Origin of the sequence: Actinoplanes sp. NPDC023801 (assembly GCF_040639655.1) — a bacterium.
Classification (GTDB): Bacteria; Actinomycetota; Actinomycetes; order Mycobacteriales; family Micromonosporaceae; genus Actinoplanes.
On sequence record NZ_JBFAAI010000029.1, the window covers coordinates 40896 to 54756 of the forward strand.

The following is a 13861-nucleotide window of genomic DNA, read 5'->3' on the forward strand; positions in this document are numbered from 1 at the left end:
ATCGCGAGCGTCGGCGGCGGCCACCCGATCGCGAGCGTCGGCGGCGGCCACCCGATCCCGAGTGTCAGCGGCAGCGACCCGGTCCGAGCCTGCCCGGCGGGCGTCGGCGGCGGCGACCCGGTCACGGGACCGTTCGGCGCGTGTGGCCGGGCGTGGACCACCGGCGCCGGAGGTCTCCAGGGCCTCGCGCCGGGCCTGCCAGCCGAACAGCACGTAGGTCATACCGGCGAAGAGCCACCACTGGACGGCGTAGCCACCGTTCTGCCAGGCATCCTCGTGCGGGATGGGAATCGGCACGAAGGCCGGATCGGCCGCCGGGGTCTGCTCGGTGAGGAGGATGTAAGCCCCGTACACAGGGAAAGGCAGTTGGGTGGCGAGCCGTGGCAGGTTGATCCGCCGGGTGTCCAGCCGGCCGTCCCTGCGCTCCACCGGAGCTGGTCGGCTTTCCGACAGGTGGACCTGTCCGACGACGGTGACCCGGCCGGTCGGCGCCGGTGGCACCTGCGGCGACTCGAGTGCGCCGCCCGGTGGTGCGGGCACCCAGCCGCGGTCGATCAGGACCGCCGTCCCGTCGTCCAGGACGAGCGGGGTGAGGATCTCGAAGCCGACCGAGCTGCCGACGGTCCGGCCGCGGGCCTGAATCTCGTTGGCCGGGTCGTATCGGCCACTGACGGTCACCTTTGTCCAGGCCACGGCCTCGCCGGGGTCCGGGCCGGGGGTGCCGGCGGCGGTCGGCGCGGTCAGCGTGGTGGTCAGCTCCACGGGCGCGGCGGCGTTCGCGGCGTCGACCCGTTCATTGATGTGTGTACGTTCCCGGTATCGGTCGAGCTGCCAGTTGCCGAGCATCACCATGACCACCGAGGCGACGACCGTGACCGCGGCGGCACCCAGCCAGCGAGAGGTCAGCAGGAACCGGAACACCCCCTGAGGCTACCTGGCCGAGCGGTGCCTCCTGCCGCAGCCAGGTAGTCTCCGACATCCGGCAGTCGATAGAACATGTGGCGGCCGCCTGCGGAAACCTCGGGGGAGACATTGATCACCGCCCAGCCTCGTCTGGTCGTGAGCGCGCCGTCGTCGGGCCACGGCAAGACGGCCATCGCCGTGGGACTGCTCGCCGCACTCAGCGGCCGGGGCATCCCCGCCGCCGGCTTCAAGGTCGGCCCGGATCACACCGACGCGGCATACCTGGGGCTCGCCGCCGGCCGCCCCGGCCGCAACCTGGACCCGCGACTGGTCGGGGCACAGCGTGTCGCGCCGCTGTTCGCGCACGGCGCCTCCGGTTCCCAGGTCGCCGTCATCGAGGGTGCGATGGGCCTGTTCGACAGCCTCACCGGCCAGCCGGAGATCGACGGCACCGCCTCCGTCGCGGCCGCCCTGCGTGCACCGGTGGTCCTCGTCGTCGACGTCGCCGCGATGGGCCACTCGCTGGCCGCACTGGTGCACGGCTTCCGGATGTTCGACGAGATGGTGCACCTCGGCGGCGTGATCCTTAACCGGGTCGCCTCCGACCGGCACGAACAGATGCTGCGCAGCGCCATGGACGACATCGGCATGCCGGTGCTCGGCGCGTTGCACCGCGGTGACCTGCCGAACGCGTTGCCGCCCCGGACCCACGGGCTCGTCCCGGTGGCACACCAGACCGTCGAGGCCGGCCGGGCGGTGCGCCGCCTGGGTGAGGCGGTCGCCGGTTCTCTGGACATGGAGCGGCTGATGGCGCTCGCCGCGTCCGCGCCGCCGATTCCGGGTCCGCTCTGGACCCCGGCGGAGGCGGCCGGGGACGTGCAGTTCGACCAGCGGCCGGTGATCGCCCTGGCCGGCGGCCAGGGCGCGCCCTACACCTACGTGGAAACCGCGGAATTGCTCACCGCCGCCGGCGCGGACGTCACGGTCGTCGATCCGCTGCGCGACGAGGCGTTGCCGCCCGGCACCCGCGCGCTGGTGGTCGGATCGGGGCTCCCTGAGGGGTACGCCGAAGAGCTCTCCGCCAACCGCCGGCTCTGCGCGGCCGTCGCCCAGTTCGCCCGGGACGGCTGGCCGGTGATCGCGGAGGGCATCGCCCTGCCGTGGCTGGGCCACGAACTGGACGGCCGCCCGATGTGCGGTGTGCTGGACGCCACCGCGACCACCAGCGAGCAGACCGTCGCCGGTTATCGGGAGGCGACCGCCCCCGGCACCTCGGTGCTGGCTCCGGCCGGCGCCCGGATCACCGGCTACAAGCAGCACCGCGCGGTCGTCAACCCGCGCGCCGGCGCCAACCCGGCCTGGACCTGGTCCGGCGGGAACCCGGAGGGTTTCGTCTGGCGTCAGGTGCACGCCTCCCAGCTCGGACTGCACTGGGCCGCCGCGCCGGAGATCGCGCGCCGCCTGGTCGCCGCCGCCCATGCCGGACCGCAGGGTGCTTCCGCCTCCGCGAACGGGATGACCGCGGGCCCGCCGCAGGGCCCGCCGCCGGGCATGCCGCAGGGACCCCCGATGGGTATGCCACCACTGCAGCCGGTCGGTATGCCGCCGATGCAGGGTGTGCCGGTGAGTTCGGGGATGCCGCCCGGCCCGGGTTCGCCGGCCATGCCGCCGCTGCAGCCGGTGGGCCCGCCCGCCGGCATGATGTCCGGCCAGGGCCCGATGTTCGGCCAGCCGATGCCCGGCGCCGGTGGCCCCGGGATGCCAGGGCCCGGCATACCCGGATCGAACGGTCAAGGCCCGGGTACCCCGGGTCACGGAATGCCGGGGCCAGGCCATGGCGGGCACCCCGGCCACGGTTACGGCCCCGGCGAGCAGCCGATGCCGGCCCAGGGCATGCCCCCCGGTCCCGGCCCCGTCCTCTCCGGTCAGGTGATCAACGGCCAGGTGATCAACAGTCAGTTGGTCGACGGCGGCCCCGCGCCGGCGTCCGGCCACGGCATGCCGCACTCGCCCGGCGGCTATGGCCAGCCGATGACCGGAGATCACGGCCCAGGTCACCCGATGCCCGGAAGTCCTGGCCCAGGTCACTTGATGCCCGGAAGTCCCGGCCCGGGTCACTTGATGCCCGGCAATCCCGGCCCGGGTCACTCGATGCCCGGGAATCCCGGGCAGGGCCACTCGATGCCCGCGAATTCTGGGCCGGGTCAATCGATGCCCGGAAGCTCTGGTCCCGGTCGTTCGATGTCCGGTGGGCCTGGTCCGGGTCGTTCGATGTCCGGTGGGCCTGGTCCGGGTCATTCGATGTCCGGTGGTCCGGGTTCGGGTCATTCGATGTCCGGTGGTCCCGGTCAGGGTCAGCCGATGCAGGGAGGTCCCGGTTCGGGTCAGCCGATGCCGGGCGGCGGCTCCGGTTCGGGTCAGCCGATGCCAGGCGGCGGCTCTGGTCCGGGGGTGCCGTCGAACTCCGGCCAGCACTCCGGCGACGGGCCGGGCAACGGCCCCGAGGGGCACACGGCGGACCTGTCCGTGCATTCCTGATCGGGTGCCGGCCGCCGGAAACGGCCCAGCGTGCGAAAGGTCGATTCGACGCCTGCGAAAGTGTCGTACCCCCCTCGTACCGTGAGGCGTACGACAACCGAAGGAGGGGATCGTGGCCGACCGCGTGCCGCTGGATTTCGACCCGCCGGTTCGTCAGATCCGAGCGTTGCTGCTCGGCGTCGATGACCGCGATCTCGCCGCGCCGACCCCATGTCCGGACTGGACGGTTGCGGCCCTGCTCGATCATCTGATGGGCCTGGCCGTCGCCTTCACCATGGCCGCCCGCAAACGTGCGGGCGCCGCCGGCACCGACGGCCCGCCACCGGTGCCGTCGGCCGAGCACCTGTCCCGGCAGTGGCGCAGCCGCCTGCCGGTGCTGCTGGCCGATCTGAGTATCGCCTGGAAGGAGCCGGCCGCCTGGACGGGTACGGCTCTGGCCGGCGGCGTCACCCTCCCGGCCACGGCGATGGGCGCCGTCGCGATGAACGAGTTGGTGATGCACGGGTGGGACCTGGCCCGTGCCACCGAGCAGGATTATGCGGCCGATCCCAGGGTGCTCGAGGTGCTCGTCGAGTTTCTCGAGCAGGGGCCTGGCGAGGGCACACCGGGATTGTTCGGCCCCCGGGTGCCGGTCGATGCGGAGGAGGACCTCCTGACCCGTGCTCTGGGGCTGGCCGGCCGCGACCCGGCCTGGCGACCACCCCGCCGCCGCCCGCTACCGTCCGGCGTCGCAGCCGGACGGTGACGCGGCAGGACGGCGTCGCGGCCGGACGATGCTGCGGCTGGACGGCGTCGCGGCTGGACGGTGCTGCCGCCTGACGGTGACGCGGCTGGACGGTGCTGCCGCCTGACGGTGCTGTGGCGGTAGCAGGGCGGGCGCTACCGGACGTACTTGTCGGAGGGCGGTTTGAAGTCCTCTTTCGGCTCACCCTTGAGCGCGTCCCGCAGCGTCTGCGCGACCGTGAACTTCGACATGGTGGAGCGGCCCACGCCCACCAGATTTTCCGGGTTGTCCGGGTCGGCGACGAAGGCGGCTGCCGCCAGCTGCGGGGTGTAACCGCTGAACCAGGCCGTCTTGTTGCCGTCGGTGGTGCCGCTCTTGCCGGCGACCGGCCGTCCGAGGATGCCGTGCACCATCTCCGACGTGCCCCAGCCGCAGCTGCCGCGGGCCGCGCCGTAACCGGTGACGCAGCGGGCCGCGTCGGTGGCGGCGCGGGCCACGTTCACCTTGACGGCTTGGTGGCAGCGCGGTTCGGCGATGAGGCGTCCCTCGTGGAGAGCGGGTGATCCGTCCGGGTTGCTGATGCTGAGGACGGGGAGCGGCTCGCAGTATCTGCCTTCGGCGGCGAGGGTGGCGAAGACGTTCGCCATCTCGACGGGGGTGGCGTCGCTGACGCCGAGGGTGAAGGCTCCCCAGCCGGAGGCGTGTTCCTTGGTGGCGAGCCGGCGGTCGATGTCGGTGCGCCAGCGCAGGCCGAGCCGTTCGGCCATCCGGACCGCCTTCTCCGCGCCGACCCGCTGTTCGAGCTGCACGAAGTACGTGTTCACCGACTTGCCGAAGCCGGACCACATGTTCTGGTTGCCGGTCATCGACTTGCCGGCGTTCTTCGGGCACCAGTAGATGCCGCACGTGGCGGGTCCGGGCGCGGTGATGTAACGGGTGACGATCCGGGCCGGCGAGTAGAAGCTGGTGGACAGGGGCAGGCCCTCCTCCAGGGCGGCCAGCAGCGTGAAGATCTTGAAGGTGGATCCGGCCTGGTACCCGGCCATGTCACCGCCGCCGAGGAGCGGGTTCACGGTGTTGGGGTAATTGCCTTTCTCGTCGTCCTTGCGGGGGTCGCTGTGCCGGCCGTTCTTCTCCTGGTCGAGGGAGTAACGCCGGTTGACGGCCATGCTGAGCAGCCGGCCGGTACCGGGCTGAACGACGACCTGCCCGTGGGCGATGGTGCTGCCGCGACGTTCCTTCGCGAGGATGTGCTTCATCGCGTACTTCTGGATCCTGGGGTCGATGGAGGTGACCACCTTGTAGCCGCCGCGGCGCAGGTTCTCCTCACGTTCCGCCGGCGTACGGCCGAAGGCGGGTTGTTCGCGCCACCAGCCCTTGAAGTAGTCGCAGAAGAAGCCCCAGTCGTTCTCCTCGGCCGGAACCGAGACGCAGTCGTTCGGCGGGGTGCTGAGCTTCAGTTTGATCTTCGACTTGACGGCGGAGGCGGCCTGTTCCGGGGTGATCGCGTCGATCTTCAGCATCTGGTCGATGACGTAGTTGCGGCGCGCCAGAGCCGCTTTCTGGTTCTTGGTGGCCGGGTCGTACGCGGACGGCGCCTTGACGAGCCCGGCGAGCAGCGCCGCCTCGGTGAGGCTGAGGGCACGCGGTGACTTGGAGAAGAAAACCTGGGAGGCGGCGAAGATGCCGTACGCGCGGTGGCCGTAGTAGGCGGCGTTGAGGTACCGCTCGAGGATCTCCTCCTTGCTGAGCCGCTGTTCGACCTCGATGGCGAGTCGCATCTCCCGCAGTTTGCGGGCGGCGGTCTGCTCGGTGGCCTCGAGCGCCTCCCGCGGGGTGCGGGCGCCGTCGCGCAGAGCCATCCGGACGTACTGCATGGTGAGCGTGGACGCGCCCTGGGAAACGCCGCCGGCTTTCTGGTTGGCGACGAAGGCCCTGGCCACGCCCTTGGCGTCGACGCCGTTGTGTTCGTAGAAACGGGAGTCCTCCGAGGCGACGATCGCCTTGATCAGGTACGGCGACATGTCGGCCAGGTCGACGTGTTTGCGGTGTTCCTCGTAGAACATCGTGAGCAGGGTCTTGCCGTCTGCGGCGTAGACGTAGGTGGTCTGGGCCGGGGGCCGCTCGCGAAGCTGTTCGGGCATGTTCTCCAGGGCTTCGGCGCCGGCTTTGACACCCATGCCGGCCAGGGCTGCGAAGGGATAGGAGAGTCCGGTGATGACCAGGCCCGCGATGAGCCCGGCACGGATCAGGAGGGCGACTCTTCCCGCTACGGTGAGGCGTCGACTCGTCACCCTCTGAAGGTATGACAAAACCCCTCATGTTCGGATGGAACGGCCGAAGTGAGGCGTGGACCATGGCGAGGAAAGACCGACATGAGGCCGAAGCCACGGACGGAACGGCCGGAGTGAGGCGCGGGTCATGGTCCGGCATGCTGGGCCCATGAGTTTCGACCTGGATCATCACGGCGACGCCGAGGTGGGTGCCGGCCTGATCGATCTTGCGGTCAACGTGCGGCACCAGGCGATGCCCGCCTGGCTGGCGGACCCGATCGCGGCATCGCTGACCTGTCTCTCGGCCTACCCGGACGAGCGGAACGCCACCGTGGCGGTCGCCGCCCGGCACCGCCGGGACCCGGGAGAGGTGCTGCTCACGGCCGGTGCCGCGCAGGCGTTCGTGCTGCTCGCGCAGGCGCTGCGAGGCGCCCGCCGCCCGGTCGTGGTGCACCCTCAGTTCACCGAGCCGGAGGCCGCGCTGCGCAACGCCGGGCACGAGCCGGAGCGGGTCCTCCTGCGGGAGGCGGACGGCTTCCGGCTCGACCCCGATCTGGTGCCGGAGGACGCCGATCTCGTCTTCGTCGGCAACCCCACGAACCCGACCTCGGTCCTGCACCCGGCTGCCGACGTGGCGAAGTTGGCCCGGCCGGGCCGGGTACTGGTCGTCGACGAGGCGTTCGCCGACACCACGTACCGGCCCGGTGTGCCGGGGGAGCCGGAGTCGCTGGCGGAGCGCCGTGACCTGCCCGGCTTCGTGGTGCTGCGCAGTCTCACCAAGACCTGGGGGCTGGCCGGTCTGCGCATCGGCTACGCGCTCGGCCCGGCCGATCTGCTGCGCCGGCTGGCCGCCGCGCGGCCGCTGTGGGCGGTCTCGACACCGGCGCTCGCGGCCGCGACCGCCTGCGCGTCACCGGCCGCGGTCGCCGCCGAACGGGAGATCGCGGCGGCGCTCGCGAGCGAGCGTGCCCATCTGGTGGAACAGCTGCGGCGAGTGCCGAGCGTCACGGTTCCCGGAGAGCCGGCGTCCGCATTCGTTCCGGTACGCCTCCCGGCCGCCGATCAGATACGCGTTGACCTGCGGAAACGTGGCTACGCGGTGCGTCGTGGCGACACCTTTCCCGGGCTGGGCAGCGATTGGCTGCGGATTGCGGTGCGCGACACTGCGACCACAGACCGATTCGTGCAGACTCTGAGCGAAGTGATCGAGGAGCGACCGTGACGCTGGAGACGACCCTGGCGGCCATCCTGCCCGCCGACGGCGAGGCGATGACCGCCGCGCGTGAGCTGCAGGCCCGCCTCACCAAGCCGGCCGGCTCGCTGGGTGTGCTGGAGGAGTTGTCGGTGCGCCTGGCCGGCCTGGCCGGGGTGTGCCCGCCGCCGCGGCCGGAGCCGGCCACGGTTGCGGTCTTCGCCGGCGACCACGGGGTGCACGCCCAGCGGGTGAGCCCGTGGCCGCAGGAGGTCACCGCGCAGATGGTGGCGAACTTCGTGGCCGGGGGCGCCGTGGTCAACGCGTTCGCCCGGCAGACCGGTGCGGACGTCATGGTCGTCGACGTCGGGGTGGCGATCCCGTTGCACGGCGGGCCGAACCTGCTGGACGCCAACGTGCGCCGTGGCACCCGGGACATGACGACCGGCCCGGCGCTGACGCGGGAGGAGGCGCTGGCCGCGGTGGAGGTCGGCGTCAAGGTCGCCGAGACACTCGTCGACCAGGGCGCCCGCATCCTGCTCACCGGTGACATGGGCATCGCGAACACCACCCCGGCGGCCGCGCTGATCGCCGCCTTCACGGGAGTGCCGGCCGACGTCGCCACCGGCCGGGGCACCGGCATCGACGACGAGACCCTGACCCACAAGATCGGTGTGGTGGCGGCGGCCCTCGAGCGGCACGCCCTTGACCCGGCCGATCCGCTGGGCGTGCTCGCCGCGGTGGGCGGGCTGGAGCACGCCGCCCTGACCGGATTCATCCTCGGTGCCGCGGCGCGCCGGACGCCGGTGATCGTCGACGGTGTGATCGCCGCCTCGGCCGCGGTCGCCGCCGCCGCGTTCGCCCCCGACTCGGTGGCCGCGATGGTCGCCGGGCACCGGTCAGCCGAGCCCGGCGCCTCCGTTGCACTCGCCCACCTCGGTCTTGACCCGCTGCTCGACCTCGGCATGCGCCTCGGCGAGGGCAGCGGTGCGGTGCTTGCCCTGCCCGTCGTGCAGGCCGCGGTCCGCGTGCTGCACGAGGTGGCGACGTTCGACTCGGCGGGAGTTTCGGAGAAGTGAGCATCTATCCGATGGGATTGCGCCTCGAGGGCCGTCGCGTGCTGGTGGTGGGCGGGGGCACCGTCGCCACCCGCCGGGTGCCGGCCCTGATCGGCGCCGGGGCTCTGGTCGAGATCGTGTCGCCCGAGCTCACCCCCACGCTGCGCGGGCACGTCGACGCCGGGCGGGCGGCGTGGACACCACGCCGTTTCGAACCCGCCGACGTCCTGGGTGCCTGGCTGGTCCATGTCGCTGTCGACGATCCCGAGGCGGCGGCCCAGGTCAGCTTCGCGGCAGAGCAGAATCGGATCTTCTGTGTACGCGCCGACGACCGCGACGCCGCCACCGCGTGGACCCCGGCCGTCACCCGGCACGGCCAGGTGACCGTGGCGGTGACCGACGGCGGCGACCGGCGCCGTGCGATGGCGGTCCGCGACATGGTGGCGAGCGTTCTGGAGTCGGCCCCGCCGGCCTCGCCCGAGTTCAAGGGCGTGGCCCTGGTCGGCGCGGGGCCCGGCGACCCGGAACTGATCACGGTGAAGGGCCGCCGTCTGCTGGCCGCCGCCGACGTGGTGGTCGCCGACCGGCTGGTCCCCGGCATGCTCCTGGGCGAGCTGCGTCCCGAGGTGGAGCTGATCGACGCCGCCAAGATCCCGTACGGCCCGCAGGCCGCCCAGGAGGAGATCAACCGCATCCTGGTGGACCGGGCATCGCAGGGGAAGTTCGTGGTCCGGTTCAAGGGCGGCGACAACTTCGTCTTCGGCCGGGGCGGCGAAGAGGCGCTGGCCTGCGCCCAGGCCGGGATCCCGGTGGTCGTGGTGCCCGGTGTGACCAGTTCGATCGCGGCGCCCGCGCTGGCCGGTATCCCGGTCACCCACCGGGGGGTGGCGCACGAGTTCACCGTGATCTCCGGGCACATCCCGCCGGACCACCCGGAGTCGCTGGTCGACTGGGCCGCGCTGGCCCGGCTCCGCGGCACGCTCGTGGTGATGATGGGTCTGAAGAACCTGCCGAGGATCGCTGAGCGGCTGCTCGCCGAGGGCCGTGCGGCGAGCACCCCGGCCGCCGTGGTGCAGGAGGGGTCGACGGCCCACCAGCGGTCGCTGATCAGCACTCTGGGGGCGATCGCCGAGGAGACCGCGGCCGCCGGCATCCGCCCGCCCGCGGTCGTGGTGATCGGCGAGGTGGTCACGGTGGGGCAGGAGTTCGTGCCCGCGCTGGGCTGAGCGCGCGTCACCAGTACCGCAGCGCGTCACCGGTACCGCAGCGCGTCACCGGTACGGCGGCGCGTCACCCGTACCGCAGAAGGAAAAGGACGCCGGGCCGAAAGCGGCCCGGCGCCCTGTCGCTGACCTCAGTCCTCGCCGACGCCGAGTTCGTCGAGGAAGGTGCGGGCCCACCGTGCGACGTCGTGGGTCCGCAGATGACGCTGCATGACGCGCATCCGCCGTTTCAGCTCCGGCTGTTCGGCGCCGACCGCGCGCAGCAGCGCGTCCTTCACCCCGTCCGGGTCGTGCGGGTTGCACAGGAACGCCTGGCGAAGCTCGGTGGCGGCGCCGGCGAACTCGCTGAGCACCAGTGCCCCGCCGGTGTCGCCCCGGCAGGCGATGTACTCCTTGGCGACCAGGTTCATGCCGTCGCGCAGCGGGGTCACCATCATCACGTCGGCCGCCACGTACAGCGCGGCCAGCTCGTTCTTCGGCATCGACTGGTGCAGGTAGTGCACGGCCGGCACCCCGACCCGCCCGAACTCGCCGTTGATCCGGCCGACCTCGCGTTCGACCTTGACCCGCAGTGTCTGGTAGTGCTCGACCCGCTCCCGGCTGGGCGTGGCGACCTGCACCATGACCGCCTCGCCGACGTTGAGCTTGCCGTCGGCGAGCAGCTCGCGGAACGCCTTGAGACGGAGCTCGATGCCCTTGGTGTAGTCGAGCCGGTCGACGCCGAGGACCACCGTCTTCGGGTCGCCGAGCTCGGCCCGGATCTGCTTGGCGCGGGCCTGCACCGCCGGATCGGCGGCGAGCCGTTCCATGTCGGCGGTGTCGATGCTGATCGGGAACGCGCCGGCCTTGACCTTGCGCCCGTCGACCTGGATGGACTGGCCCTCGTAGCGCAGGCCGAGCAGGTGCCGGGCCAGGCGGACGAAGTTCTGGGCGGCCAGCCGCTGCTGGAACCCGACCAGGTCGGCACCGAGCAGGCCGCGCAGGATCTCGGCCCGGAACGGCATCTGCATGAACAGCTCGATCGGCGGGAACGGGATGTGCAGGAAGAACCCGATCCGCAGGTCGGGCCGCATCTCCCGGAGCATGGACGGCACCAGCTGCAACTGATAGTCCTGCACCCAGACGGTGGCGCCCTCCGCGGCGACCTCTGCCGCGGCCTGGGCGAACCGGTGGTTGACGACGCGATAGGTCTCCCGCCAGCGTCGCTTGTAGACCGGCGTCTCGACCGCGTCGTGGTAGAGCGGCCAGATGGTCGCGTTGGACTGGCCCTCGTAGTAGCGCTCCAGTTCCTCATCGCTGAGGGGGACCGGATGGATGTGGATGCCCTCGAGGTCGAACGGCTCGGGCGCTTCGCCGGACCCGCCGGCCCATCCGATCCAGGTGCCGCGTTGCTGAATGAGGACCGGATGCAGGGCTGTCACCAGGCCGCCCGGACTGGGGCGCCACTGCTTCTCACCGTCCGGCCCGGTGACCTCGTCCACGGGCAGACGGTTGGCGACGACGACGAAGGAACTTCGTTGGGCCACGCTGAGTACACCTCCGGGTGGTTTCTGTTCCCAACGTGAGCCTACTGTGTGTAAGCTCCCGCTTTCTCACCGGCTCCGGTTCGCCGCTGCGACGCCACGGTGATGGACCGGCTCGGGGCGGGGTGCCATCCTGTGCCGGTGACCCCGCTCGATGATCATTCCCGGCAGCGACAGCCTTTGTTCTTTCCTGTGGTGATCGCCACGGCGCTGCTGACGATCATCGGCATGGTCGGCGGTTACCTGCTTTCCCGGCGTGACGGCGGCGGTCCCGGTACCGGTCCGGCGCCCACATATACCCTGCTCCCGGCCGGTCAAGCCTGCCTTGACCAAACCCGCGACATGGCCCAGCAGTTCGGTGCCGTCGGCGAGCTGCGCCAGGTGCTGCGGGTGCGCACCGAGAGCCGGACGGGCGCGTGGATCTGCCAGGACGAGGAGGGCCGGCTCTTCTACCACGCCAACAAGGGTGGCGCGGAGGCGGAGTGGGTGGAGAACAAGACCGCGCTGTTCCTGGCCGACGTGCAGCATGACGGCCGGGACGAGTACTGGGCGACGGCCTCCGACGGCACGGTCTTCCGGGTGAACAGGGACCGGCTGGTCGTCGAGCACACGGACGGCCGTGTCGAGGAACAGGAGGTGGTCCCGGAATGACTGCCCGGGGTTGCCGTTCGCCGCTGGTGGGGCAGGTGGAAAGATTGAGGTGCTAATCGGCACCGGCAATCCACGATCTCGGAGGTAGGGCACACCGTGGCCCAGTTCATCTACGTCCTGGAAAAGGCGCGCAAGGCGCACGGCGACAAGGTCGTGCTCGACAACGTCACGCTGAACTTCCTGCCAGGCGTCAAGATCGGTGTGGTCGGACCGAACGGCGCCGGTAAGTCCAGCCTGCTCAAGATCATGGCGGGGATCGACCAGGTCAGCAACGGCGACGCCCGGCTGATGCCCGGCTACACCGTCGGCATGCTGGCCCAGGAGCCGCCGCTCAACGAGTCGAAGACGGTCCTCGGCAACATCGAGGAGGCCGTCGCGGAGACCAAGGCCAAGCTCGAGCGGTTCAACAAGATCGCCGAAGAGATGGCGACCGACTACACCGACGAGCTGATGGAGGAGATGGGCAAGCTCCAGGAGGAGCTCGACCACTCCAACGCCTGGGACGTCGACGCGCAGCTCGAGCTCGCGATGGACGCGCTGCGCTGCCCGCCGCCGGACGCCGACGTCACCCAGCTCTCCGGTGGTGAGCGCCGCCGCGTCGCGCTCTGCAAGCTGCTGCTCGAGGCGCCCGACCTGCTGCTGCTCGACGAGCCCACCAACCACCTCGACGCCGAGAGCGTGAGCTGGCTGGAGCAGCACCTGTCGAAGTACGCCGGCACGGTCATCGCGATCACCCACGACCGGTACTTCCTGGACAACGTGGCGACCTGGATCCTCGAGCTGGACCGCGGCCGGGCGTACCCGTACGAGGGCAACTACTCGACGTACCTCGACAAGAAGGCCGCCCGCCTCGCGGTGCAGGGCCGCAAGGACCAGAAGCTGCAGAAGCGCCTCACCGAGGAGCTCGAGTGGGTGCGGTCCAACGCCAAGGCCCGGCAGACCAAGAGCAAGGCGCGTCTCGAGCGGTACGAGGAGATGGCCACCGAGGCGGAGAAGACCCGGAAACTGGACTTCGAGGAGATCCAGATCCCGCCGGGCCCGCGTCTGGGCAACACCGTCATCGAGTCGAAGAATCTGGTGAAGGGTTTCGACGACCGGGTCCTGATCAACGACCTGTCGTTCTCGCTGCCGCGCAACGGCATCGTCGGCATCATCGGCCCGAACGGCGTCGGCAAGACCACCCTGTTCAAGACCATCGTCGGTCTGGAGCAGGCGGACTCCGGCTCGGTGCGGGTCGGCGAGACCGTCAAGCTGTCCTACGTCGACCAGAGCCGGTCCGGCCTCGACCCCGCCAAGACGGTGTGGGAGGTCGTCTCCGACGGCCTCGACTACATGATGGTCGGCAAGGTCGAGATGCCGTCCCGCGCCTACGTGGCCGCGTTCGGCTTCAAGGGCCCGGACCAGCAGAAACCGACCAAGGTGCTGTCCGGTGGTGAGCGCAACCGGCTGAACCTCGCGATGACGCTGAAGATCGGCGGCAACGTGATCCTGCTCGACGAGCCGACCAACGACCTGGACGTGGAGACGCTCTCCAGCCTGGAGAACGCGCTGCTGGAGTTCCCCGGCTGTGCCGTGGTCATCTCCCACGACCGGATGTTCCTCGACCGCGTCACCACGCACATGCTGGCGTGGGAGGGCACTGACGAGGACCCGGACAAGTGGTTCTGGTTCGAGGGCAACTTCGAGGCGTACGAGAAGAACAAGATCGAGCGGCTCGGTGCCGACGCCGCCCGGCCGCACCGGGTGACGTACCGCAAGCTCACCCGAGACTGATTC

General features: G+C 71.0%; 9 protein-coding genes and 1 pseudogene. 7 read left to right on the plus strand and 3 right to left on the minus strand.

Going from position 1 to position 13861, the window contains the following annotated elements:
* Positions 1-165: 165 nt before the first annotated feature.
* Positions 166-921 (minus strand): annotated as a pseudogene (locus AB0G04_RS35435) (SURF1 family protein); the annotation flags it as partial.
* Between the two features lie 138 nt (positions 922-1059).
* On the opposite strand from AB0G04_RS35435, the gene AB0G04_RS35440 reads away from it, so the two are divergent.
* Entirely contained in the window at positions 1060-3441 is a 2382-nt protein-coding gene (locus tag AB0G04_RS35440) for a cobyrinate a,c-diamide synthase (protein ID WP_360992081.1), read from the plus strand.
* A 112-nt stretch (positions 3442-3553) separates the two neighbouring features.
* Positions 3554-4186, plus strand: coding sequence for a TIGR03086 family metal-binding protein (locus tag AB0G04_RS35445; protein ID WP_360992083.1), 633 nt, complete (start codon positions 3554-3556; stop codon positions 4184-4186).
* A gap of 134 nt (positions 4187-4320) precedes the next feature.
* Here the strand turns inward: AB0G04_RS35445 and AB0G04_RS35450 are convergent, their stop codons facing one another.
* Positions 4321-6459, minus strand: a complete 2139-nt coding sequence (locus AB0G04_RS35450; protein WP_360992085.1) for a transglycosylase domain-containing protein — start codon at positions 6457-6459, stop codon at positions 4321-4323.
* A 127-nt stretch (positions 6460-6586) separates the two neighbouring features.
* Here AB0G04_RS35450 and cobC point away from each other — a divergent pair, with 127 nt between their 5' ends.
* Genes cobC through cobA form a run of 3 tightly spaced genes read left to right on the plus strand, consistent with a single transcriptional unit; the run spans position 6587 to position 9914 of the window.
* Positions 6587-7660 (plus strand): Rv2231c family pyridoxal phosphate-dependent protein CobC, encoded by a 1074-nt coding sequence (gene cobC, locus AB0G04_RS35455; protein ID WP_360992088.1) that lies wholly within the window; start codon positions 6587-6589, stop codon positions 7658-7660.
* Complete coding sequence (gene cobT / locus AB0G04_RS35460) at positions 7657-8709, plus strand: nicotinate-nucleotide--dimethylbenzimidazole phosphoribosyltransferase (protein ID WP_360992090.1); 1053 nt, start codon at positions 7657-7659, stop codon at positions 8707-8709. Before cobC ends, cobT begins: the two co-directional genes overlap by 4 nt.
* Positions 8710-8720: 11 nt before the next feature.
* Positions 8721-9914 carry a uroporphyrinogen-III C-methyltransferase gene (cobA, locus tag AB0G04_RS35465; protein ID WP_360992093.1) on the plus strand — a complete coding sequence of 398 codons (1194 nt, stop codon included), beginning with the start codon at positions 8721-8723 and terminating at the stop codon, positions 9912-9914.
* A gap of 128 nt (positions 9915-10042) precedes the next feature.
* Here the strand turns inward: cobA and AB0G04_RS35470 are convergent, their stop codons facing one another.
* On the minus strand, positions 10043-11437 hold the full coding sequence (locus AB0G04_RS35470) for a trehalose-6-phosphate synthase (protein WP_360992094.1): 1395 nt from the start codon (positions 11435-11437) through the stop codon (positions 10043-10045).
* Between the two features lie 138 nt (positions 11438-11575).
* On the opposite strand from AB0G04_RS35470, the gene AB0G04_RS35475 reads away from it, so the two are divergent.
* Both AB0G04_RS35475 and ettA read left to right on the plus strand, forming a co-directional pair.
* Positions 11576-12085, plus strand: a complete 510-nt coding sequence (locus AB0G04_RS35475) for a hypothetical protein (protein WP_360992095.1) — start codon at positions 11576-11578, stop codon at positions 12083-12085.
* Between the two features lie 96 nt (positions 12086-12181).
* Positions 12182-13858 carry an energy-dependent translational throttle protein EttA gene (ettA, locus tag AB0G04_RS35480; RefSeq protein WP_360992096.1) on the plus strand — a complete coding sequence of 559 codons (1677 nt, stop codon included), beginning with the start codon at positions 12182-12184 and terminating at the stop codon, positions 13856-13858.
* Positions 13859-13861 lie beyond the last annotated feature (3 nt).

Excerpts from the sequence above, each read along its gene's own strand:
- cobA (WP_360992093.1), top strand. The coding sequence starts at position 8,721 with ATGGGATTGCGCCTCGAGGGCCGTCGCGTGCTGGTGGTGGGCGGGGGC.
- cobC (WP_360992088.1), top strand. The coding sequence starts at position 6,587 with ATGGTCCGGCATGCTGGGCCCATGAGTTTCGACCTGGATCATCACGGC.